Annotated in this window: 19 protein-coding genes; 14 read left to right on the plus strand and 5 right to left on the minus strand. The window is 69.1% G+C overall.

Features of this window, described 5'->3' with window-relative positions; genetic code table 11:
- Nucleotides 1-15: 15 nt before the first annotated feature.
- Complete coding sequence (locus FHG54_RS08570; protein WP_139416897.1) at nucleotides 16-924, plus strand: metallophosphoesterase; 909 nt, start codon at nucleotides 16-18, stop codon at nucleotides 922-924.
- A gap of 58 nt (nucleotides 925-982) precedes the next feature.
- Nucleotides 983-1915, plus strand: coding sequence for a tyrosine recombinase XerC (locus FHG54_RS08575; protein WP_139416898.1), 933 nt, complete (start codon nucleotides 983-985; stop codon nucleotides 1913-1915).
- 1 nt (nucleotide 1916) lies between these two features.
- Here FHG54_RS08575 and FHG54_RS16360 read toward each other — a convergent pair whose 3' ends face one another.
- The gene (locus FHG54_RS16360) at nucleotides 1917-2522 is read right to left on the minus strand and encodes a murein hydrolase activator EnvC family protein (RefSeq protein WP_168197150.1); all 606 of its coding nucleotides are present in this window, start codon (nucleotides 2520-2522) and stop codon (nucleotides 1917-1919) included.
- A gap of 271 nt (nucleotides 2523-2793) precedes the next feature.
- Here FHG54_RS16360 and rpsB point away from each other — a divergent pair, with 271 nt between their 5' ends.
- The 9 genes from rpsB (at nucleotide 2794) to FHG54_RS08625 (ending at nucleotide 9481) form a co-directional block, all read left to right on the plus strand.
- A complete protein-coding gene (gene rpsB / locus FHG54_RS08585) occupies nucleotides 2794-3762 on the plus strand; it encodes a 30S ribosomal protein S2 (RefSeq protein ID WP_139416900.1) in 969 nt (322 codons plus the stop codon).
- Nucleotides 3763-3790: 28 nt separating this feature from the next.
- Complete coding sequence (gene tsf, locus FHG54_RS08590) at nucleotides 3791-4621, plus strand: translation elongation factor Ts (protein WP_139416901.1); 831 nt, start codon at nucleotides 3791-3793, stop codon at nucleotides 4619-4621.
- Nucleotides 4622-4787: 166 nt separating this feature from the next.
- Nucleotides 4788-5519, plus strand: coding sequence for a UMP kinase (pyrH, locus tag FHG54_RS08595; protein WP_139416902.1), 732 nt, complete (start codon nucleotides 4788-4790; stop codon nucleotides 5517-5519).
- Nucleotides 5520-5552: 33 nt separating this feature from the next.
- A complete protein-coding gene (frr, locus tag FHG54_RS08600; RefSeq protein ID WP_139416903.1) occupies nucleotides 5553-6107 on the plus strand; it encodes a ribosome recycling factor in 555 nt (184 codons plus the stop codon).
- Between the two features lie 86 nt (nucleotides 6108-6193).
- Complete coding sequence (locus FHG54_RS08605; RefSeq protein WP_232331277.1) at nucleotides 6194-7099, plus strand: phosphatidate cytidylyltransferase; 906 nt, start codon at nucleotides 6194-6196, stop codon at nucleotides 7097-7099.
- Between the two features lie 35 nt (nucleotides 7100-7134).
- Nucleotides 7135-7689 carry a DivIVA domain-containing protein gene (locus tag FHG54_RS08610; protein WP_139416905.1) on the plus strand — a complete coding sequence of 185 codons (555 nt, stop codon included), beginning with the start codon at nucleotides 7135-7137 and terminating at the stop codon, nucleotides 7687-7689.
- A 126-nt stretch (nucleotides 7690-7815) separates the two neighbouring features.
- Nucleotides 7816-8427 (plus strand): aggregation-promoting factor C-terminal-like domain-containing protein, encoded by a 612-nt coding sequence (locus FHG54_RS08615; RefSeq protein WP_139416906.1) that lies wholly within the window; start codon nucleotides 7816-7818, stop codon nucleotides 8425-8427.
- A gap of 14 nt (nucleotides 8428-8441) precedes the next feature.
- A complete protein-coding gene (locus FHG54_RS08620; RefSeq protein WP_139416907.1) occupies nucleotides 8442-8750 on the plus strand; it encodes a hypothetical protein in 309 nt (102 codons plus the stop codon).
- On the plus strand, nucleotides 8747-9481 hold the full coding sequence (locus FHG54_RS08625) for an alpha/beta hydrolase (RefSeq protein ID WP_139416908.1): 735 nt from the start codon (nucleotides 8747-8749) through the stop codon (nucleotides 9479-9481). Before FHG54_RS08620 ends, FHG54_RS08625 begins: the two co-directional genes overlap by 4 nt.
- Nucleotides 9482-9495: 14 nt before the next feature.
- Here the strand turns inward: FHG54_RS08625 and FHG54_RS08630 are convergent, their stop codons facing one another.
- Both FHG54_RS08630 and FHG54_RS08635 read right to left on the minus strand, forming a co-directional pair.
- Nucleotides 9496-10560 (minus strand): AI-2E family transporter, encoded by a 1065-nt coding sequence (locus FHG54_RS08630; protein WP_139416909.1) that lies wholly within the window; start codon nucleotides 10558-10560, stop codon nucleotides 9496-9498.
- 23 nt (nucleotides 10561-10583) lie between these two features.
- The gene (locus FHG54_RS08635) at nucleotides 10584-12197 is read right to left on the minus strand and encodes a DivIVA domain-containing protein (protein WP_139416910.1); all 1614 of its coding nucleotides are present in this window, start codon (nucleotides 12195-12197) and stop codon (nucleotides 10584-10586) included.
- A 171-nt stretch (nucleotides 12198-12368) separates the two neighbouring features.
- Here FHG54_RS08635 and FHG54_RS08640 point away from each other — a divergent pair, with 171 nt between their 5' ends.
- Together FHG54_RS08640 and FHG54_RS08645 are read left to right on the plus strand one after the other, a co-directional pair.
- The gene (locus FHG54_RS08640; RefSeq protein WP_139416911.1) at nucleotides 12369-14234 is read left to right on the plus strand and encodes a DUF8094 domain-containing protein; all 1866 of its coding nucleotides are present in this window, start codon (nucleotides 12369-12371) and stop codon (nucleotides 14232-14234) included.
- Nucleotides 14231-15190, plus strand: coding sequence for a tetratricopeptide repeat protein (locus tag FHG54_RS08645; protein ID WP_139416912.1), 960 nt, complete (start codon nucleotides 14231-14233; stop codon nucleotides 15188-15190). Before FHG54_RS08640 ends, FHG54_RS08645 begins: the two co-directional genes overlap by 4 nt.
- 30 nt (nucleotides 15191-15220) lie before the next feature.
- Here FHG54_RS08645 and glgB read toward each other — a convergent pair whose 3' ends face one another.
- Together glgB and FHG54_RS08655 are read right to left on the minus strand one after the other, a co-directional pair.
- On the minus strand, nucleotides 15221-17428 hold the full coding sequence (gene glgB / locus FHG54_RS08650; protein ID WP_233437734.1) for a 1,4-alpha-glucan branching protein GlgB: 2208 nt from the start codon (nucleotides 17426-17428) through the stop codon (nucleotides 15221-15223).
- The gene (locus tag FHG54_RS08655; RefSeq protein ID WP_210415419.1) at nucleotides 17421-19442 is read right to left on the minus strand and encodes an alpha-1,4-glucan--maltose-1-phosphate maltosyltransferase; all 2022 of its coding nucleotides are present in this window, start codon (nucleotides 19440-19442) and stop codon (nucleotides 17421-17423) included. Before FHG54_RS08655 ends, glgB begins: the two co-directional genes overlap by 8 nt.
- A 92-nt stretch (nucleotides 19443-19534) precedes the next feature.
- Here FHG54_RS08655 and glgP point away from each other — a divergent pair, with 92 nt between their 5' ends.
- Nucleotides 19535-22099, plus strand: a complete 2565-nt coding sequence (gene glgP, locus FHG54_RS08660; RefSeq protein WP_139416914.1) for an alpha-glucan family phosphorylase — start codon at nucleotides 19535-19537, stop codon at nucleotides 22097-22099.
- The last annotated feature ends 14 nt before the right edge of the window (nucleotides 22100-22113 follow it).

Raw genomic sequence — 22113 nt, forward strand, 5'->3', positions numbered from 1 at the left:
GCGGAAAGGGGGACGATGCAGCATCCGCAACTCGGCCGGTATCCGGCCGCCCGGCACGTCATCGCCCACATCAGCGACTCGCACCTGCTGCACGAGGGTGCACCGCTCGGCGGCGTCGCCGACACGGTCGCCGCGCTCGCCCAGGTGGCTGCACAGCTCGAGCGGCTCGGCACGTCGATCGACGCGATCGTCGTCACGGGCGACGTCGCAGACCTCGGTGAGCCCGACGCCTACCGGCGTGCTCGCGAGTCGCTCGACCCGCTCGCCGAACGCACGGGCGCCCGACTCGTCTGGGCCATGGGCAACCATGACGAGCGGGCGGCGTTTCGCTCCGAGCTGCTCGGCGAGCCGCCCGGCGATGCTCCCGTGCACCGCGCCGTCGAGGTCGACGGGCTGCGCATCATCACGCTCGACTCCACCGTGCCGGGGTTCCATCACGGCGAACTCGACGACGCCTCGCTCGACTGGCTCGCCGCCGCACTCGACGAACCCGCCGCACACGGCACGGTCGTCGCGATGCACCACGCACCGATCGCCACGCCCCTCGCCCTGATGGACGTGCTCGAACTCCGCGGCCAAGATCGCTTCGCCGAGGTCCTGAGCGGCAGCGACGTGCGGCTCATCCTCGGCGGCCACCTGCACTACGCCACGAACGGGAGCTTCGCTGGTATCCCGGTCTCGGTGGCCGGGGCAACGGCCTACACGATGGATCTGTCCGCCCCGCCCCGAACGCTCGTCGGCCTCGATGGCGGCCGCTCGTTCTCGCTCGTGCACCTCTACGCCGACGGGGTCGTGACCTCGGTCGTGCCCGTCGGGCAGCACCGGGCCGTCACGACGCTCGGCGAAGAGCTCCTCGCCGAGATCGAAGCGCTCCCGGCCGACAAGCGTCTCGAGCTCTTCTCACGCAAACGCGATTCGGAGTGACTGCCGTCTTCGGGCGCGCCGTGCGCCGCGGCGACCGGCGCAGGAGCAAGCTGGAGTCGTGAAACTCGACCGACTGCTCGACGACTATCTGTCGCACGTCGCGGTCGAGCGCGGCTACTCGCCGCACACCGTAGCCGCCTATCGGAGCGATCTCATCGAGCTCATCGCCTTCGCCGAGGGCCGCGACGGCACCGACGCGGCCGCGATCGACCTGCCGCTGCTGCGCGACTGGCTCTGGGCGGCCACCGAGCGCGGGCTCGCCCGAACGAGCATCGCCCGGCGCGCGGCATCCGCTCGGGGGTTCACCGCCTGGCTCAGCCGGCGTGGTGAGCTCGGCGCCGATCCCGGAGCGCGGCTGAAGGCACCCCGGGCGCAGCGGACCCTCCCGCGCGTCATCACCGGGCAGGCCGTCACCGACGCCCTCGCGGTGCTCTCGGCCCGCGCCGCCGACGGCGCTCCGACCGAGGTACGCGACGTCGCGATCATCGAACTGCTGTATGCATCGGCGCTTCGCGTGTCGGAACTCGTCGGCCTCGATCTCGACGACGTCGATCGCCGGCGACGCATCGTGCGTGTGCTCGGCAAGGGTGCCAAGGAGCGGATGGTGCCCTACGGCGCTCCCGCGGCTCGCGCTCTCGATCGTTACCTCGATGCGGCGCGGCCGCTGATCCTCGACGGTGCAGCCGGGGGGAGGGAGCCAGCGTCTGTCGCCACCCGGGCGGTGTTCCTCGGCGCTCGCGGCGGTCGCATGGGTGTGCGGAGCGTCTATCGGCTGGTCGCCGCCATCCTCGCGGAGATTCCCGGCACCGGCCCGAGCGGGCCGCACGCGTTCCGCCACACCGCCGCCACGCATCTGCTCGATGGAGGAGCCGACCTGCGTGCGGTACAGGAGTTCCTCGGGCACGCGAGCCTCGGCACCACCCAGATCTACACGCACGTCTCAGCCGAGCGGCTGAAGCAGAGCTACCGCACTGCGCACCCGCGAGCCTGACTCACACCGGCGGCAGCAGTACCGCCCGAGGCAGGCCGCCGAAGAAGAGGAACGGCGAGACGTACTCACCGTCGACCCGCACCCCGAAATGCACGCAGCTCGACCCGCAGTGACCGCCCGTCGCCACCGTGCCGATCGGGTCACCGGCAGCGACCGACGTGCCCTGCACGACGAGCGCGGCGACCGGTTCGATCGCACTCACGACGCCATCGCCGTGATCGATCGCGACGACAGGCCGACCGGCGACCATGCCGGCGAAGCTGACCACACCGGGCGCCGGGGCGCCGACCGGTGTCTCGGGTGCCGATGCGATGTCGATTCCGCGATGACCGGCGGTGTACGGCGTCGGCGGGGCCCGGAAGGGCGCCACGACTCGGATCGGGGCTGCCACGGGCCAGCGCCACGGCTGTTCGGGAATCGCGTCTCGGAGGCGCGCGGGTGCTGCTGTCTCTTCGCCCTGCACCGACGTCGCGGAGGGCGGCGCCGGTGTCGGTGCCGGTGCCGCTGCAGCGGCACCGGGCATGAGCAGGGAGGCCAGCCCGGCCGCTACGAGGAGCGACGCGAGGCCCGTGGAGCGGCGGTGGCGGTGGTGCGGAGGGGCGTTCATGCTCCGATGATCGGCCGCACGCGGCATCCGCTCGCGCTGCCGTGTGGATCTGTGGATACCGGCCGCCGACCGCGGTTGGGGAGGGGGAGTGCCGATGATAGAGTGTCGGGAGCACCCCGGTCTTCCGGGGTGACTACGCGCGCCAATTCGGCCGACGACTCCACTCAGTCCCGTTCTCTGCTCGAACGAGCAGAAACAGGCGGAGCCGTGCCGGGCGCCAGGGCTCCAGCCGCCGGCCGGAGCGACAACTGAGAACAAAGGAGTACGGCTCATGGCCGTCGTCACCATTCGCCAGCTGCTCGACAGCGGCGTGCACTTCGGGCACCAGACCCGCCGTTGGAACCCGAAGATGAAGCGCTTCATCCTCACGGAGCGGTCGGGCAGCTACATCATCGACCTGCAGCAGTCGCTCGCCTACATCGACAAGACCTACGACTTCGTGCGCGAGACGGTCGCCCACGGTGGCACCATCCTCTTCGTCGGCACCAAGAAGCAGGCGCAGAACTCGATCGCCGAGCAGGCGACCCGCGTCGGTCAGCCCTACGTGAACCAGCGCTGGCTGGGCGGCCTCCTCACCAACTTCCAGACGGTCTCCAAGCGCCTCGCGCGCATGAAGGAGCTCGAGGAGCTCGACTTCGAGGGCACCACGAGTGGCTTCACCAAGAAGGAGCTGCTCATCAAGAAGCGCGAGCTCGACAAGCTGCACAAGTCGCTCGGCGGCATCCGCAACCTGACGAAGACGCCGTCGGCGCTCTGGGTGGTCGACACCAAGAAGGAGCACCTCGCGATCGACGAGGCCCGCAAGCTCGGCATCCCCGTCATCGGCATCCTCGACACCAACTGCGACCCCGACGAGGTGCAGTACCCGATTCCGGGCAACGACGACGCGATCCGTTCGGTGAGCCTGCTCACCCGCATCGTCGCAGACGCCGCGGCCGAGGGCCTCATCGAGCGTCACCAGAAGCCCGAGGCCGAGGGCAACGTCTCGGCCGTCGAGCCGCTCGCCGAGTGGGAGCAGGAGCTCCTCAAGGCCGGTTCGGAGACCACGCCCGAGCAGGCTTCGGCTGAGACCGAGGTCGTCGCAGAGACCGTTGCCGAGGCCAAGGCCGAGGCCGCAGAGGTCGTCGACGAAGCCGCGACCGAGGTCGAGGCGACCGAGACCGCCGCCGACGCCGAAGGTGCGGAGGCCGCAGAGGCCGCAGTCGCCGTCGAGGCTGCCGACGCCACCGAGTCCAAGTAAGACCACGAGTTCAGGAGACCTCAGAGATATGGCCAACTTCACCCTCGAAGACGTCAAGATCCTGCGCGAGCGCCTCGGCACCGGCATGGTCGACACGAAGAACGCACTCGTCGAGGCCGACGGCGACATGGAGAAGGCAGTCGAGATCCTTCGACTGAAGGGCGCGAAGGGCAACGCCAAGCGCGCCGACCGTTCCACTGCAGAGGGCCTCGTCGCCGCCGTCGACAACGGTGACGGCACCGCGACCATGATCGAGCTCGCCTGCGAGACCGACTTCGTCGCCAAGGGCGACAAGTTCGTCGGTCTCGCCGACCGCGTGCTCGCTGCGGTCGCCGCGGCTCGCGCCGCCACCCTCGACGCCGCACTGGCCGCGCCTGCCGCAGGCAAGACCGTCGCCACCGTGATCGACGAGGAGGCAGCGATCCTCGGCGAGAAGGTCGAGCTCCGTCGCGTCCGCCTCGTCACGGGCGAGCAGTTCTCGATCTACCTGCACAAGACGTCGAAGGACCTCCCGCCGCAGGTCGGTGTCGTGCTCGGCTACACCGGTGCCGACGCCGAGACCGCTCGTTCGGTCGCGCAGCACATCTCGTTCGCGAACCCGGAGTACCTCACCCGTGAGGACGTGCCGGCGGAGTCGGTCGAGAAGGAGCGTGCGATCGTCGAGCAGATCTCGCGTGAGGAGGGCAAGCCCGAGGCCGCCCTCCCGAAGATCATCGAGGGTCGCCTCGGCGCCTACTTCAAGCAGGTCGCACTGCTCGAACAGGACTACGCGAAGGACAACAAGCTGTCGGTCGCCAAGGTTCTCGACGGCGCAGGCCTCACCGTGAGCGACTTCGCTCGCTTCAAGGTCGGCGCCTAAGTGCCTCGAAGGAGTCCGGATCGTTCGCGATCCGGACTCCTTTGCTGTGTCCGGAGCGACTCCGGACGCCAGACGGGTCGTGCCCGTCGGAAACACCCGAGCAACGGCACTGCGCCGGGCTCGGCGAACCAGTAGCTTTGACCCCAGAGGGGAAGGATCGGTCGGGATGACGGAACACAAGCGCAGGGTCCTGCTGAAGCTCTCCGGGGAGGCGTTCGGCGCCGGCGCCCTCGGGGTGAACCCCGATGTGATCAGCGCGCTCGCACGCGAGATCGCCGATGCGGCGCGCACGGTCGAGGTCGCGATCGTCGTCGGCGGTGGCAACTTCTTCCGCGGCGCCGAGCTCTCCCAGCGCGGCATGGATCGCGGCAGAGCCGATTACATGGGCATGCTCGGCACCGTGATGAACGCGCTCGCCCTGCAGGACTTCCTCGAGCAGGCAGGCGCAGAGACACGTGTGCAGTCCGCGATCTCCATGACGCAGGTCGCGGAGCCCTACATCCCGCGGCGCGCGGAGCGGCACCTCGAGAAGGGGCGCGTCGTCATCTTCGGCGCCGGAGCAGGTCTTCCGTACTTCTCGACCGACACGGTGGCGGCCCAGCGGGCGCTCGAGATCGACGCAGAGGTCGTGCTCGTCGCGAAGAACGGCGTCGACGGCGTCTACTCCGATGATCCCCGCACGAACCCCGAGGCACGCAAGATCGACCGGATCAGCTACCAGGAGGCGCTGCAGCGCGGACTCAAGGTCGTCGATTCGACCGCGTTCAGCCTCTGCATGGACAATGGCATGCCGATGCAGGTCTTCGGCATGGCCCCGCACGGCAACGTGACCGCGGCCATCCTCGGTGCCGACCTCGGCACGATCGTCAGCAACGGCGAGCCGACCGCCAGTCGGTAGACTGACCCGAGTAGCGAACCAGAAGGAGCCCCCGTGATCGCGGACGTACTTTCCGATGCCACCGCACGTATGCAGAAGGCCGTGGAGGTCGCCAAAGACGACTTCTCGAGCGTTCGCACCGGCCGGGCGAACCCCCAGCTCTTCCAGAAGATCATGGTGAGCTACTACGGCACGCCGACGCCGCTCGCTCAACTCGCGTCGCTCGCGAACCCCGAGGCGCGCACGCTCCTCGTCACGCCCTACGACAAGGGCGCGATGAAAGACATCGAGCAGGCCATCCGCGACACCCCGAACCTCGGGGCGAACCCGACGAACGACGGCAACATCATCCGCGTCACTCTGCCCGAACTGACCGAGGAGCGCCGGCGCGAGTTCGTCAAGATCGTGCGCGGCAAGGCCGAAGACGCTCGAGTCTCCGTGCGCAACATCCGTCGGAAGGCGAAGGACGACCTCGATGCCCTCAAGGGCGAGGTGGGCGACGATGAGGTTTCGCGCGCGGAGAAGGAACTCGAGCAGATCACGAAGTCCAACGTGGACGCGATCGACGACGCCCTGAAGCGCAAGGAAGCCGAACTCCTCGAGGTCTGAGACAGACGATGTCGGGCGTCCCAGAAGAGGATCGGTCGGACGCCGGGGGAGCCGAACGGACCTCGCGCGAAGAGTTCCGTGCGCAGGTGAATGCCCGAAGGGCCGACCTGGAGCGCCAGTTCGAGGCGTCGAAGGCGCAGTTCGATCAGGCACAGGAGAAGATCAATGCCCGCACCGGGCGCAACCTGATTCTCGCGACGCTCATCGGGCTCGGCTTCGGAGCGATACTGCTCCTCAGCCTGCTCGTGTTCAAAGAGCTGTTCATGCTCTTCGCCGTCATCATCGCGGGCTTCGCGAGCTACGAACTCGCACAGGCGCTGCGTAACGGCGGCTATCGGGTTCCCCGGATCCCGACGGCAGTCGTCTCCGTGGCGGCCGTGCCGGTGGCGTACTACGGGGGAGCGGCGGGTCAGCTGATCGCGGTGCTCGGTGGCATCCTGATCGTCTCGCTCTGGCGCCTCGGCGAACAGGCCGTGCCAGGGCGCCGGCGCTCGGCGCGCGATCTCGGACGCGATCTCGCGGCCGGTGCGTTCGTCCAGGGGTACGTGACGTTCCTCGCGACGTTCGCGGTGGTGCTCACGGCGGCCGAGGGAGGCCAGTTGTGGACGCTCGCGTTCATCGCAGTGGCCGTCGCCGCCGATACCGGTGCCTACGCATTCGGCCTCATGTTCGGCAAGCACAAGATGGCGCCGATCATCAGTCCGAAGAAGACGTGGGAGGGCTTCGCCGGCGGCGCGGCCGCGAGTCTCGTGGCGGGCGTGCTGCTTTCGACACTGATGCTCGGCAACACCTGGTGGTTCGGCCTCATCTTCGGTGCGGCCATCTTCTTGAGCGCCACCCTCGGCGATCTCGTCGAATCGCTGATCAAGCGTGACATCGGCATCAAGGACATGAGTTCCTGGCTGCCGGGCCACGGCGGGTTCCTCGACCGGCTCGACTCGATTCTCCCGTCGGCGGCCGTCGCGTTCGTCGCGTTCCGGATCTTCGGGTGAATGCCTCTGGGGCCACCCTCGGCAATAATGGAGCGGTGGACTCCACCTTCCCTCGCGCACGCAAGCCCAAGCTCGGGTACAACACCGCCCAGGTCGAGGCATTCCTCCAATCGGCTCGACGCGCGTACGACGGCGCGGCCAGGCCCGACGACGAGCCACTGACGTCTGATCGCATCCGGCTCACGGCATTCGGAATGCAGAAGGGCGGGTATTCCACGACGCATGTCGATCAGGCGCTCGAGCGGCTCGAAGACGCGTTCGCAGCCCAGGAACGTCAGGTGGCGGCGCAGCTGCACGGCAGCGAGGCGTGGCTCCGCGAAGCCCGCACGACCGCGCAGGTGGTCTCGAATCGGCTCGCGCGCCCCGAGGGCCAGCGTTTCGACCGGGTCGGTCCGCTCGTGCGCGGCTACAGCACCCGCGAGGTGGATCGCTTCAGCGACAAGCTCACGAGGTACTTCAGCGACGGATGGCCGATCTCGATCGACGACGTGCGCGCGGTCGTGTTCAAGACCCAGCGCGGCGGGTATCGCGAAGCGCAGGTCGATCTCCTCCTCGATGCGGTCGTCGACGTCATGCTCGCCGTGCGATGAACGTGCGCGTCGAGGTGGAATCCGTCGTCGCACCTTCGATACACTCGTCGAATCGTGGGTAGACATGCTGGAGGAGACGAGGCCGTCGAGCCACGTCGACAAGCGACGGCCGGGCAGCCTCCTGCGGTGAGGTCACCACGTGTCGGCCGGGTCAAGCAGGCCGCCACCTTCGTGTTCGCGTTCGCGGCATCCGTCAGTTTCCTGCTCGTCAACGTCGTCGATCCGTTCTCGGGCGCCACCGCCTCGTCGGGTTTCGTCGCTCAGGGCGAACGTTTCGGCGGGGCCAGCGTGCAGGCGATCGAGGTCGAGGGCGACTACGCGATCGAGGTGGGTCGTGAGGCCTACGACGTCGAGAAGAAGCCCGAGGAGGTCAGGCTCGCGCCGGCATCGACGAGCTCCGACAGCGGCTGGGCACCGCCGGCAGTGACGCCGGACCCGGGCTCCGCGCAGGCGTATGCCGCAGGCGCGGTCGCCGCTCGAGGGTGGGCATCGAGCGAGTTCGACTGCCTTGTGGCCCTCTGGAGCAAGGAATCCGGCTGGCGGGTGAACGCCTACAACGCCGGCAGCGGCGCATACGGCATCCCTCAGGCCTTGCCCGGTTCGAAGATGGCGAGCGCAGGGGCCGACTGGGAGACGAACGCCGCGACGCAGGTCGAATGGGGCCTCGGGTACGTCTCGGGCCGCTACGGCACGCCCTGCGGCGCCTGGGCGCACTCGCAGGACGTCGGCTGGTACTGACCTAGACTGGGTTCATGGCGCGCTCGAACCGTTCCCGCAGTCGGGCGGCTCGTGCGAGAGACCAGCATTCCGAACTCGATGTCGAACGGCTCACGTCCGGGTGGCGGCGCACCGAAGTCCGCGGCGGCCGCGAGTGGAACGTGCAACCGGTCTCCGAGCTGCAGGCCGTCAAGGCCTACCGCTGCCCCGGCTGCGGGCTCGACGTCGCTCCGGGCATCGCCCACCTCGTGGCCTGGCGGGCCGACGGCGTTCTCGGCGACGCGGCCGATCTGGCCTCCCGTCGTCATTGGCACACTCACTGCTGGAGGATCGGCGCGGTATGAGCGACACGTCCATCGAGATCCGAGCGGGCGCCGAACTGCCCGCTCGTCGCGAAGAGATCGAACTGCACACGGCCGACGGGCTCACGCTCGTCGGCGAACTCGCGTTGCCGCTCGACCGACCCCCTGTTGCGACGCTCGTCACGCTGCATCCGCTGCCGACCGCCGGCGGCTTCATGGACTCGCACATCATCAGGAAGGCCGCGGCACGACTACCGGCACTCGCCGACCTCGCAGTGCTCCGCTTCAACACGCGCGGCACCGTTTCACCGCGCGGCACGAGCGGAGGCGCTTTCGGTGAGGGCGTCGCCGAGCGAGCGGATGTCGCGGCCGCCATGTCGTTCGTCGAGCAACGTCGGCTGCCGCACCCGTGGCTCGTGGGCTGGTCGTTCGGCACCGAGCTCGCGCTCAAGTACGGACTCGATCACGGCATCGACGGTGCGATCCTGCTCTCGCCGCCGCTGCACCGCACGAGCGAGGCCGAACTCGTTCGCTGGCAGCACGCCGCACCCGCACTCGTCGCGTTGATTCCGGAGTTCGACGACTATCTTCGGCCGGCAGCGGCGGCGGAACGGTTCTCGAGCGTGCCGAGGATCCGGCGCGTCGACGTGGCGGGCGGCAAGCATCTCTGGGTCGGGGAGTCGCAGACGCGGCGAGTGCTCGACGAGATCGTCGCGGTCGTGAACCCGGACGCACTCCCGCTGCCGACGACCTGGCCGGTCGACACGGTCTGAGCGCGGCGAGGCGGTCAGCGGTCGTTCTGGAGCGGCACGACGACCTGCTTGACGATGAGCAGTACGGCCGCAGCGACGGGGATGGCGACGAGCGCCCCGAGCACGCCGCCGAGAGACCCGCCCGCGAGTGCGGCGATGACGACCACCGCGCCGGGCACTCTGACGGCGCGGTTCATGATGCGCGGGCTCAGCACGTATGCCTCGATCTGCATGTAGATGATGTAGTAGATCGCGGCAACGAGAGCGGTGAGCGGCGAACCGAGGCCCGGGATCAGGCACACGAGCACGATCAGCACCGAACCGCTGAGCGTGCCGACGAGCGGAACGAGTGAGAACAGGAACGCGATGAACGCGAGCACCGCCGGGAACGGCGCGCCGATGATCGACAGGAAGATGAAGCTCGCGGCGCCGTTGACCGCCGCCAGCGAGACCTGGCCGAGCACGAAGCGGCCTACCGACTGAGTGATCTGCTCGGTGAGGTCGGCGAATCGATCGCGCTTCGAGGCAGGCACCAACTGGTACGTGGCGCGCTTCATGACGTTCAGCGAGAACACGAAGTAGAGCGTCAGGATGAAGACGATGACGACGCCGAAGACTCCGGCACCGATCGCGACCGCGACCTGCAGCACGCCGCCGGCGAGTTCGCTGAGCTTGTCGGGGTTGGTGAAGAAGTCCGTGAGGCCGGTCGTGACCTGCAGGCTGATCTCGTCGACCGGAACCTGTGGGAACTGGTCCTTCAGCGACTCGATCCAGTCTTGGGAGTTGACACGATCGATGATCCAGGGGATGTCGTCGACCAGCTGGCCCACCTGCTCGACGATGATCGGCACGACCGTCAACACGAGCGCCGCGACGAGCAACCCGACTCCGCTCATGACGACGAGGAGCGCCGCCCAACGCGGGAGCCCCCGGCTCTCGAGCCAGCTGATCGCCGGATCGAGGCCGAGGGCCAGGAACACGGCGACGCCGATGTAGGTGATGATCGTCGCGAGCGTCGCGATCGAGGTGAGGATGAGGAGGCCGACACCGACACCGAGGGTGCCGACCATCCCGATGCGGAACGCGTTCTGGATCTTCATGGAGCGCCCAGCATCCTTCTCGACTACTTGGTCTTCGCTGCGACCTGCTCCGCCTGCGTCAGCACGCCGCGGAGACTCTCGAAGTACCCGGCGACCGCATCGCGCTCGATCTTGATCTGCGAGAGCCGGTCCTCGGCGTCGGCAACCAGGGCACGGGTGCGCTCTTCGGCATCGGCGATGAGCTTTCGCGCCTGCTCGTGGGCTGCGGCGATGCGGTCACGTGCCTCGTCGTCGGCCTTGTCGCGGACGACCGCGATCTCGGCTCGCACGTCCGACTCGAGCCGATCGGCCTCGGCACGGCTCTCTGTCGTGCGGGCGACCGCCTCGGCGAGTTCGGCGTTGGCGTCTTCGAGGAACTTCTGCGTCTGCGCCACGGCCTCCTGGTGGGAGGCGAGCAGTTCCTGCTCGGCCTCGTCGCGCTTCGTCGTGAGCTCGGACTCGAGGTCGAGGTGCGCCTTCTCGATCTCACGACGCATGCGGTTGACCTCGTGCGTCGTCTTCTTGCGCATGGCCGTGAGCTGGTTGTCGAGGTCGATGCGACCCTGTTCGGCCTCGGCATCGAAGTCCGCGCGAGCCTGCTCCTGCTCGAGTGAGAGGTCGGCGCGCATCTGGTCGAGGTCGGCGGCGTGCTTGGCACGGATGCGCTCGAGTTCGTGCTGGAGCTTCAATCGCGCGGCTTCCGCCTCGCGCTCGATGTCGATCTTCGCCTGCTCGCGCTGCTGGACCACCTCGGCGCGGCTGTCTTCGAGTTCGCGGTCGAGATCGCTGCGTGCCTGCTCGAGCTCGTGCACGAGGGCCGCCCGGCGCTCGACGATCTCGGCGTCGATGTCTGCGCGCGCCTCAGCAGACTCGCGTTCGAGGTCGAGACGCGACTGCTCGGTCTCGGCCGCGAGGTCGATGCGTGCCTGCTCGCTCTCGCTCGCGAGTTCGGCGCGGGCACGGTCGAGTTCGATCGCGACTTCTGCACGAGTCTGCTCGGTCTCCTGCGTGAGTCCGGCGGCCGTGGCGCGGGCCGCGGTGGCCTCCGAGTTCGCTGCGACGAGGATCTCGCTCGATTTGCGCTCGGCCGCTGAGATCATCGCGGCGGACTCTCGCTTGGCACTCGTGCGGATCTCCGCGGTCTCGGTGGCGACGGCCCCGCGGATCGCGGCAGCGTCGCGCGCGGCATCCTGGCGGAGCTGCTCGCTCGCCTCGTGGGAGCGCGAGACCATGTCGTCGGCCTCGGCGCGGGCGTTCTCGAGGATTCGGCTCGCCTGGGCGCGAGTCTCTGTGAGCGTGCGCTCGGCGAGTTCGTGCGCATCCGAGCGCATGAGGTGTGCTTCGTCTTCGGCGGCGCGACGGAGCTTCTCGGCGTCGACATCGGCCTGTGCGATGAGCCGGGTGGACTGCTCCTCGGCGACGCGAAGGGTGTTCTCGAGCTTGGTGCCGAGACCCGAGAAGGTGGGACTTCCGACCTCTTCGAGTTCGGCTGTCAGCTCTTCGATGCGTGCAAGGAGCCGCTTGTTCTCCTTGACGGTGTCGGCACCCTGGTTGTTCGCGGCGATGATGTCGCGGCGAAGTCCGTTGATCGCCTTGTCGACTTCGTCCTTGTCATATCCGCGGAACACCTGCGTGAACTCGGTCTCTTCGACGGCCATTCTTCCTCCGGGCTCTGTCCCGCGTTCGTGGGGGCGGTTGCGGGATGGTGTGTCCGATTGTACGGGTCGGGCGGCATCGGCGAAGACACGATTCGTCCAGCCGGCGGTTAGGTCTCTCCCAGAATCCGTCGGTAGTGTTGACTGTCTTTGTCAGAGGCCACAGAGGTGGCAATGGAGGTTCTGTTCGTGCGCTTCGTCTTCGCTATCGTGGCGTTCATCGCCGCGGCCGTGATGATCGGGCTCGGGATCGCCCAGCGCACGGTGTTCCTGGAGCCTGCTCAGGTCTCGATGTCTGCAGAGCTGTCAGGTGGTGAGGCCGACTTCATCGTGATCGAGCCCGAGGCGCTGGCCGCCCATCCCGGCAAGCAGACCATCACCGTCTCCGGTTCTCCGAAGGCCTACCTCTCCTACGGCCGCAGCTCCGATGTCGAGGCGTGGCTCGGCCAGACACCATACGTCTCGGTCGGACACGACGCCGAGACCGGTGAACTGACCACTGAGATCGTCGTGACCGACCCGGTCGACGACGGGAGCTCGGCCGCCCCCGTGGCACCGACGCCCGATGCCGATCCCGAGGCCGCGGTGCCGTCTCCGGCGGGTTCGGATCTCTGGCTCGACGAGTTCGCCGACGCGCTGGTCGTCACCACGACGATCGACGTTCCCGACGACATCTCGGTGCTCGTCAGCTCCGACGGCGGCGACGAGCTGCCGAGCCGGGTGAAGATCGATTGGCCGCTCGACAATGCGACGCCGTGGGCCGGCCCGCTGATCGTGGGCGGTGCACTCGTCTTCGTGCTCGGCATCGTGCTCGTGATCACCGGCTTCGTGAAGCACCGGCGTTCGCGCGGCCCTCGCAGGAACCTGCCGACGGGATCACGCCGCGGCAAGCTGCCGAGCGCGCCGAAGCCCGACCGCACGCAAGTGGGCGGACGCCGAGCGGTCGGTCGCGCGAAGCGCATCGCGATCGTTCCGCTCCTCGTGATCCCGGCGATGGCACTCACCGCGTGCTCGCCCGACTACTGGCCGAGCTTCGATCAGCAGGCCGTGCCCGAGACGACGGCCCCTGCGACGCCGACGGCCACGACTCCGCCGCCGGAACCGGGCGAAGAGTCCGAGGAGACCGAAGCGCAGCCCGCGGTGACCGTGCCGCAGATGGAGCGGATCATGCGCCGCGTCGCGGTGTTCGCCAACGAGGTCGATGCCGCCGGCGATGCAACGGCCGCGGCCGAGCGCTTCACCGGCCCGGCCCTCGAGGCCCGTGCAGCCAACTACACGACCCGCGCCTCCCTCGCCGAGCATCCGCTGCCGACGCCGATTCCCGCAGCCCCGCTCACGCTGACGCTTCCGCAGCAGGCCACGGGCTGGCCGCGCACGGTGCTCACGATCGCGAAGAACTCCGACGACCCGACGGTCGCGCCGAGCGCGCTCGTGCTCGTGCAGCAGTCGCCTCGCGACAACTACCAGGTGCTGTACGCCATGTCGCTGGCGCCCGATGCCGACGTTCCGGAGGTCGCACCGGCCTCGATCGGCGCACCGCCGATCTCGCCGGAGTTCAAGGGACTCGTGCTGCCGACCGGTCAGGTCGCCGCGGCCTACGCCGATGTGCTGATGAAGGGTGAGAGCTCGGAGTTCGCACCGCTGTTCGACCCCGAGGGTGACACGCTCATGGAGCAGCTCGGGCCGGTCGGCCAGCAGGCGACCAACGACGGACTGCCGGCGACCGCCGACGCCACGTATTCGAACGTGGTCGGCGAGAGTCCGACGATCGCTCTGGCCACCAACGACGCGGGTGCGCTCGTGACCGTCTCGATCGAGCAGACCGAGAACGTCGTGCCCAACGACGGCGGTACGATCGGATTCCAGCCGGGTCCGGCCGCCGCGCTCTCCGGATTCACCGGCAAGAGCGCGAAGGGCGTGCAGCGCGTCATCGGCGTCCAGTTGCTGTTCTATGTTCCCGGCGTCGGCAACGAGTCTGAAGACCAGATTCGTCTGCTCGGCTGGTCGGAGAGTCTCATCGGAGCTTCGGAGGTACCGTGACCAACTCGATTCCCCCTTCCGGCGCCGCGCTTCGCGGAGCGGTCGACCTCTCGGCGCTCGTGCAGCGTCAGGCCCAGGGTGCCGACGGCGGCCAGGGTGCGCATTCGGCACCCCGGTCAAGCGATCAGATCGTCTTCGAGACGGATGACGCGGCCTTCGGCTCCACGCTCGAACTCTCGCGCACCGTACCGGTCGTCGTCGCACTCTGGGCCACGTGGAGCGAACCGTCCAAGACGCTCCTCGCCTCGCTCGAGCGCCTGGTCCGGGCACGTGCGGGCCGCCTCGTGCTCGCGGCGGCCGACGCCGATCGCAGCCCGCAGCTCGTACAGGCCTTCCAGGCGCAGTCGATCCCGACGGTCGTCGCCCTGGTGGCGGGTCAGCCCGTGCCGCTCTTCGCGGGGGTCCAGCCCGATGAGACCGTCGACCAGGTCTTCGACCAGTTGCTCGAGCTCGCCGGCCAGCACGGCGTGACCGGCAGCATCGAGACCGGCGAGCCGCCGGCCGACGGCGACGGAGCGCCGGCCGAACCCGTCGAGGCGCCGCTGCCGCCCCTGCACCAGGAGGCGTACGACGCGATCGAGCGGGGTGACTTCGCCGCCGCGTCATCCGCATACCGCACCGCGATGGCGCAGGACCCGCGCGATGCGCTCGCGGTCGCCGGCCTCGCACAGGCGAACCTGCTCGGCCGTCTGCACGGCAAGACGCTCGATTCGATCCGGAGCGCCGCAGCGGCGGCACCGAACGACCTCGCGGCCCAGCTCGACGTCGCCGATCTCGATCTCTCGGGCGGGCACGTCGACGACGCGTTCGATCGACTCCTCACCCTGTTCCCCGACCTCGATGCCGACGGCCGAAAGCTCGTGCGCGAGCGCCTGGTGGAACTCTTCGAGGTCGTCGGCACCGATGACCCACGCGTCGCGGCCGCACGGCGACGACTCACGAACCTGCTGTACTGAGACGGCTGCGGCGGCGCGTCACCGCCGGGCTCAGGCCGGCGTGTCGAGCGCGAACCACACTGCGCCGAGCGGGGGCAGCGTGAACGACGCCGATGCCGGGCGCCCGCCCCACGGGGTCTCGGTCGCGTCGACCCCGCCGAGGTTGCCCACCCCCGAACCGCCGAACTCCGCAGCATCCGAGTTCAGGATCTCGCGCCAGCGCCCCGAGACCGGCAGCCCCAGACGGAACCCCTCGTGCGGCACGCCCGCGAAGTTCACGATGCAGAGGAGCGGGCGCCGATCGCGGTCGTACCGGAGGAAGGCGATGACGTTCTCTGCGGCGGCGCCGCCCTCGATCCACTCGAAGCCCGCTGCGTCGTCGTCGAGTTGCCAGAGCGACGGCGTGGCGCGGTAGCCGCGGTTCAGCGCAGCCACGAACTCGGCGAGCTGGCGGTGACTCGGCTGGTCGAGGATCCACCAGTCGAGGTCGCGTTCTTCGCTCCACTCGGAGAGCTGGCCGAACTCCTGCCCCATGAAGAGCAGTTGCTTGCCCGGATGCGACCACATGAAGGCCAGGTAGGCGCGCACATTCGCGAGCTGCTGCCAGTGGTCGCCCGGCATCTTGCGGATGAGCGATCCCTTGCCGTGCACGACCTCGTCGTGGCTGATGGGCAGCATGAAGTGCTCGCTGAACGTGTAGAGGAACGAGAACGTGAGGTCGTGGTGGTGGTGCGAGCGGTACATCGGGTCGTTCTGCATGTATTGCAGGGTGTCGTGCATCCACCCCATGTTCCACTTGTAGCCGAAGCCCAGCCCGCCCGAACTCGTCGGTGCGGTCACCCCTGGCCATGAGGTCGACTCCTCGGCGATCATGACGATGCCGGGGTTGCGCTTGTACGCGGTGGCGCTGGCCTCCTGCAGAAACCCGATGGCCTCGAGGTTCTCGCGTCCGCCGTGGATGTTCGGCTCCCACTGGCCGTCTTCGCGTGAATAGTCGAGGTAGAGCATGGAAGCCACGGCGTCGACCCTGAGGCCGTCGACGTGCATCTCCTCGAGCCAGAAGAGGGCGTTGGCGACGAGGAAGCCCCGTACTCTCGGGTTGCCGAAGTCGAAGACGTAGGTGCCCCAGTCGGGCTGTTCGCCGCGGCGCGGGTCGGCGTGTTCGTAGAGCGGCTGGCCGTCGAAGCGGGCGAGCGCCCACTCGTCCTTCGGGAAGTGCCCGGGCACCCAGTCCATGATGACGCCGATGCCCGCCCCGTGCAGCCGGTCGATGAGGTACTTGAGGTCGTCTGGCGAGCCGTAGCGCGACGACACGGCGTAGTAGCCGGTCACCTGATACCCCCACGAACCGCCGAACGGATGCTCCGCGAGCGGCATGAACTCGACGTGCGTGTACCCCAGCCATTCGAGGTACTCGATGAGCTCGTCGGCGACGTCCCGGTAGCCCCTGCCCTGGCGCCAGGAGCCGAGGTGCAGTTCGTAGATGCTCATGGGGAGCGCGTGCAGGTCGGCGGCGGCGCGGCGCGACATCCACTCGCCGTCGGCCCACTCGTGGGCGCTGTGCGACACGACCGAGCCGGTGGCCGGGGCGACCTCCGCCCGGCGTGCCATCGGATCGGCCTTCATGATCCAGTCACCGGCGGCGGTGAGCAGCTCGAACTTGTAGACCGCCCCGGGTTCGACGTCCGGAACGAACAGCTCCCACACCCCGGACGCGCCCATGCTGCGCATCGCGTGCCCTGCGCCGTCCCAACGGTTGAACGAGCCGGTCACGCGCACCGCGGTGGCCCGCGGAGCCCACACCGTGAAGGCGGTGCCCGACACGGCGCCGGCGATTCCCCAATGCTCGCGGTGGTGCGCGCCGAGCACGCGCCAGAGCTCTTCGTGGCGACCCTCGTCGATGAGGTGCAGGTCGAGTTCGCCGATGGTGGGCGCGAAGCGGTACGGATCGTCGCTCGTCCACTCCGAACCGTCGGCGTAGCGGGCACGCACCCGGTAGTCGCGCGGACCGAATTCCCCGGCACCCGCCCAGACGCCGTAGCCGACGTGCTCGAGGCGGAGCACCTCGCCGCCGGCGAGGACCGCCTCGACCGACTCGGCGAGCGGCCGGCGCGTGCGGATCGCCGTGAACGGCCCAGCCCGGTGCGGAACGTCGAATCCGTGCTGCCCGAGCACCGAGTGCGGGTCCGAATGGCGCCCTTCGGCGACGGCGGCCAGCATCTCGTCGGCGACGACGGGTGCGGCGAGTGGATCAGGCATCGGCAGCCCTTCTGACGTGCAGGATGTGCGCGGGTCGAGTGAAGGCATCGAGACGTACGTAGTTGGCAGCGCCCCACTCCCAGCGCTCGCCCGTGACGAGTTCGTCGACCTCGAATCCGGCGCCGGCGGGAAGGCCGATCGCCTCGAGATCGAGGTGCACGGTCGTCTCGCGCACCGAGTGCGGGTCGACGTTGGCGACGACGATGATCGTGTCGTCGACGCCGGTGCCGGTGAAGCGCCCGTCGAGGTGCTTCGAGTAGACGATGACCGAGTCGTCGTCGCTCGCGTGGAAGCGGATGTTGCGGAGCTGGCCGAGGGCCGGATGCTCGGCGCGGATGCGGTTGAGGATCCCGAGATAGAGCGCGAGCGAGCGACCCTCGCGCTCCGCGGCGGCGAAGTCTCGCGGCTTGTACTCGTACTTCTCGTTGTCGATCGCCTCTTCGGCGCCCGGGCGGGCCACCGACTCGAAATGTTCGAAACCCGCGTAGACACCCCAGAGCGGTGCGGCGGTCGCGGCGATCGTCGCACGCACGGTGAATGCCGCCGGTCCGCCGAACTGCAAGTACTCGGTGAGGATGTCGGGGGTGTTCACGAAGAGGTTCGGCCGCATGAAGTCGGCCGTGTCGTGCGAGACCGAGGAGAGGAACTCCTCGAGTTCGGCCTTGGTGTTGCGCCACGTGAAGTACGAGTACGACTGCTGGAAGCCCACCATGGCGAGCGCCTGCATCATCGCCGGCCTGGTGAACGCCTCGGCGAGGAAGACGACGCCCGGGTCATCCGCGTTCACCGCCCCGATCAGCCGTTCCCAGAACTCGAGGGGCTTCGTGTGCGGATTGTCGACGCGGAAGATGCGCACGCCCTGCTTCATCCAGTGCCGCACGACGCGGAGTACCTCGGCGTAGATGCCCTCGGGGTCGTCGTCGAAGTTCACCGGGTAGATGTCCTGGTACTTCTTCGGCGGGTTCTCCGCGTAGCGGATCGTGCCGTCGGGCAGTTGCGTGAACCAGTCGGGATGCTCCGTCACCCACGGGTGGTCGGGAGAGGCCTGCAGCGCGAGGTCGAGGGCGACCTCGATGCCGAGCGCCGCCGCACGGCGCACGAACGCGCGGAAGTCGGCAAGCGTGCCGAGATCGGGGTGCACGGCGTCGTGGCCGCCCGGAGTGCCGTCGGCGAGCGGCCCGCCGATGGCCCACGGAGAGCCGGGGTCGTGGGGGCCGGGGTCGAGGGTGTTGTTGCGACCCTTGCGATTGGTGGTACCGATCGGATGGATCGGCGGCAGGTAGACGACGTCGAATCCCATTGCCGCGACCCCGTCGAGCCGCTTGGCCGCGCTGCGGAACGTGCCCGACTTCCAGACGCCGTTCCTGCGCAGCTTCGCCCCCTCGGATCGTGGGAAGAACTCGTACCACGCGCCGGCGCCTGCTCGGCGTCGTTCGACGAGGATCGCGTGCTCGGGGGAATCCGTCGAGAGCTTCGCGAGCGGCCGGGCCTCGAACTCGGCGAGCGCCGGATCGTCGATGAGCGCGCGACGAGCGATGACGGATGCTGCGTCGTCGCGGAGCCCGGCGGCGAGCGCCGTGAGACGTCGGCGTGCCGCGAGCGGCCGGGACTTCTCGGTGACCGATCGGTCGAGCAGTCGCGCACCGATCTCGAACATGAGCTCGGCGTCGACTCCGGCGTCGACCTTGAGGGCCGCGTCGTGGCGCCACGTCGCGACCTCGTCGTCGAACCCGGTGACGTGCCAGTGCCACTCGCCGATCTCGTCGAGCCGGACCTCGGCCTCCCACCGGTCGGTGCCGGCAGCAAGCGGAGACATCCGTTCGCGGCGCACCTCGCCCGCAGGGCTCGTGATGACGAGCATCGCGCCGACCTGATCGTGCCCTTCGCGGAACACGGTCGCGCGGAACGGCACCACCTCGCCCTCGAACGCCTTGGGGCGCCAGCGCGCATCGGGCACAGCGGGAGTCAGCCTGGTCACGGGGATCCGGCCGGCGAGCACGGAAGCGGAGGTCACGGTTCGACCGTAGCGCCTTCGCGCCGGATCGGACTCGCGCTCCGCCGCACGCCGTTCACTCGCTCGCCATGTGATCGACCTAGGGTGGAGCCGTGAAGCCGATCCGCAAGTTCACGGTCCGCGCGGTCATCCCGCCCGAACTCGGCGCGCTCGAGGAGCTCGCCGCCAACCTCCGCTGGGCGTGGCACGAACCGACGCGCCGGCTCTTCCAGCACATCGACCCCGAGCTCTGGCAGGCGTCCGATCGCGACCCGGTCGCGTTCCTCGGTGAGGTCGATCCCGCCCGGCTGACCGCGCTGGCCGCTGATGCCGGATACGTGGAGTGGGCCGAGCGCGAACGCGCGGCGCTTCGCGAATACCTCGCGGAGCCTCGCTGGTTCCAGTCGCTCGGGACCGGCACCCCGCGCACCGTCGCGTACTTTTCGCCCGAGTACGGCATCGCCGCCGCGCTGCCGCAATACTCGGGTGGCCTCGGCATCCTTGCCGGCGACCATCTGAAGGCGGCCTCCGACCTCGGCGTGCCGATGATCGGAGTCGGCCTCTTCTACAAGGCCGGGTATTTCGCACAGTCGATCTCGCCCGACGGGTGGCAGCAGGAGCGCTACCCGGTGCTCGAACCCGACGGGCTGCCGCTCGCGCTGCTGCGAGCGCCCGACGGCGCCCCGGTGCAGGTGACCCTCGCGCTGCCGGATGACCGCTCGCTGCACGCGCGCGTCTGGAAGGCCGCGGTCGGCCGTATTCCCCTCCTCCTCCTCGACACCGACATCCCCGCGAACTCCGACGAACTGCGTTCCGTCACCGACCGCCTCTACGGCGGCGGCGGCGAGCACCGCCTGCTGCAGGAGCTCCTGCTCGGCATCGGCGGCGCCAGGGCGGTGGGTGCGTTCACCGAGCTGACCGGCACGCCGGCGCCCGACGTGTTCCACATGAACGAGGGCCACGCCGGCTTTCTCGGGCTCGAGCGCATCGCGGCGTACATCGGCGAAGGACTCACCTTCCCCGCGGCGCTGCAGCTCGTGCGGGCCGGCACCGTCTTCACGACGCACACGCCGGTGCCGGCCGGCATCGATCGCTTCGACCGTGCGCTCGTCGAGCGGTACCTGTCGGGTGCGCTGCTGCCCGGCATCGACCCCGCCGACGCACTCGCGCTCGGGCTCGAGCCCGACGCCGACCCCGAGACGAGCGCCTTCAACATGGCGGTCATGGGTCTCCGGCTCGCCCAGCACACGAACGGCGTCTCGAAACTGCACGGCGAGGTGAGCCGGCGCATGTTCGGCGAGCTGTGGCCTGGCTTCGACACCGATGAGGTGCCGATCACCTCGATCACGAACGGCGTGCACGCCCCCACCTGGACCGACCCCGCTCTGCGCGAACTCGCAGAGGCGCGACTCGGCACGGACGACACCGAGCACGCCGACTGGCGCAGCGCCGCGCTCACCGACGGCGAGTTCTGGGAGGTCAAGCGCGGAATGCGCGGGCGGCTCGTCGACGACGCGCGGCGCCGTCTCACAGCGGCGTGGCGACAGCAGCACTCGGGGGCCGAGCCGCCGACGTGGGTGTCGCGGGTACTCGACCCCGACGCGCTCACGGTCGGCTTCGCCCGTCGAGTGCCGACCTACAAGCGCCTGACCCTCATGCTGGCAGACCCGCAGCGTCTGACGGCGATCCTCACGAACCCCGAGCGCCCCGTGCAGTTCGTCATCGCGGGCAAGTCGCATCCTGCCGACGACGAAGGCAAGCGGCTCATCCAGCAGCTCGTCCGGTTCGCCCAGCAACCTGAGCTGCGGGGGCGCATCGTCTTCCTGCCCGATTACGACATCGGGATGGCCGAGACACTCTACCCGGGCTGCGACGTGTGGCTGAACAACCCGCTGCGCCCGCTCGAGGCGTGCGGCACCTCGGGCATGAAGGCCGCGATGAACGGCGCGCTGAACCTCTCGATCCTCGACGGCTGGTGGGCGGAGTTCGCGGGCGACGACTTCGGCTGGGTGATTCCGTCGGCCGATGCCGCCGGAGACGCGGGGGAGCGCGACACCCTCGAGGCTGCCGCTCTCTACGACCTGCTCGAGCACCAGGTCACGACCCGGTACTACGAGCGCGACGACGACGGCGTTCCCGTGGAGTGGGTGCGCCGGGTGCGCGAGACCCTCACGGTGCTCGCGCCCGAACTCGGCGCCGATCGCATGGTGCGGGAGTATGTCGATCGCCTCTACCGACCCGCTGCCGAGCACTTCGCCGCCGTCGCCGCAGACGGTGCTCGGGGCGCCCGCGAACTCTCGACGTGGGGTGCCCGAGTACGAGCGGCCTGGCCCGAAGTGCACGTTGCGCAGGTCGAATCGGGCGGCGTCGAAGCACCGCACGTCGGCGACGAACTGAAGTTGCGCGCGGTCGTCGAGCTCGGCGAGCTCTCACCCGACGACGTCACCGTCGAGGCCGTCTACGGGAACAGCCGTTCAGAGGAGACGATCGAGGCTACGCAGCGTGCGGCTCTCGAGATCGCGGATGCTGCAGGGCAGCCGCCTGCGGGCCGGCACCTCTACACGGGGTCGGTGGCACTCGATCGGGCGGGTTCGTTCGGCTACACGGTGCGCGTGGTGCCGCGTCATCCGCTGCTCCTGTCGACCGCCGAGCTGGGGCTCGTCGCCGTCGCCGAATGAGTGCCGCCGCCGAC

It is taken from the genome of Agromyces laixinhei (assembly GCF_006337065.1).
Lineage (GTDB): Bacteria > Actinomycetota > Actinomycetes > Actinomycetales > Microbacteriaceae > Agromyces > Agromyces laixinhei.

Coding starts and splice junctions, on each gene's coding strand:
- FHG54_RS08570 (WP_139416897.1), top strand. CDS start 16: ATGCAGCATCCGCAACTCGGCCGGTATCCGGCCGCCCGGCACGTCATC.
- FHG54_RS16360 (WP_168197150.1), bottom strand. CDS start 2,522: ATGAACGCCCCTCCGCACCACCGCCACCGCCGCTCCACGGGCCTCGCG.
- rpsB (WP_139416900.1), top strand. CDS start 2,794: ATGGCCGTCGTCACCATTCGCCAGCTGCTCGACAGCGGCGTGCACTTC.
- tsf (WP_139416901.1), top strand. CDS start 3,791: ATGGCCAACTTCACCCTCGAAGACGTCAAGATCCTGCGCGAGCGCCTC.
- pyrH (WP_139416902.1), top strand. CDS start 4,788: ATGACGGAACACAAGCGCAGGGTCCTGCTGAAGCTCTCCGGGGAGGCG.
- FHG54_RS08620 (WP_139416907.1), top strand. CDS start 8,442: ATGGCGCGCTCGAACCGTTCCCGCAGTCGGGCGGCTCGTGCGAGAGAC.
- FHG54_RS08625 (WP_139416908.1), top strand. CDS start 8,747: ATGAGCGACACGTCCATCGAGATCCGAGCGGGCGCCGAACTGCCCGCT.
- FHG54_RS08630 (WP_139416909.1), bottom strand. CDS start 10,560: ATGAAGATCCAGAACGCGTTCCGCATCGGGATGGTCGGCACCCTCGGT.
- FHG54_RS08635 (WP_139416910.1), bottom strand. CDS start 12,197: ATGGCCGTCGAAGAGACCGAGTTCACGCAGGTGTTCCGCGGATATGAC.
- FHG54_RS08640 (WP_139416911.1), top strand. CDS start 12,369: ATGGAGGTTCTGTTCGTGCGCTTCGTCTTCGCTATCGTGGCGTTCATC.
- glgB (WP_233437734.1), bottom strand. CDS start 17,428: ATGCCTGATCCACTCGCCGCACCCGTCGTCGCCGACGAGATGCTGGCC.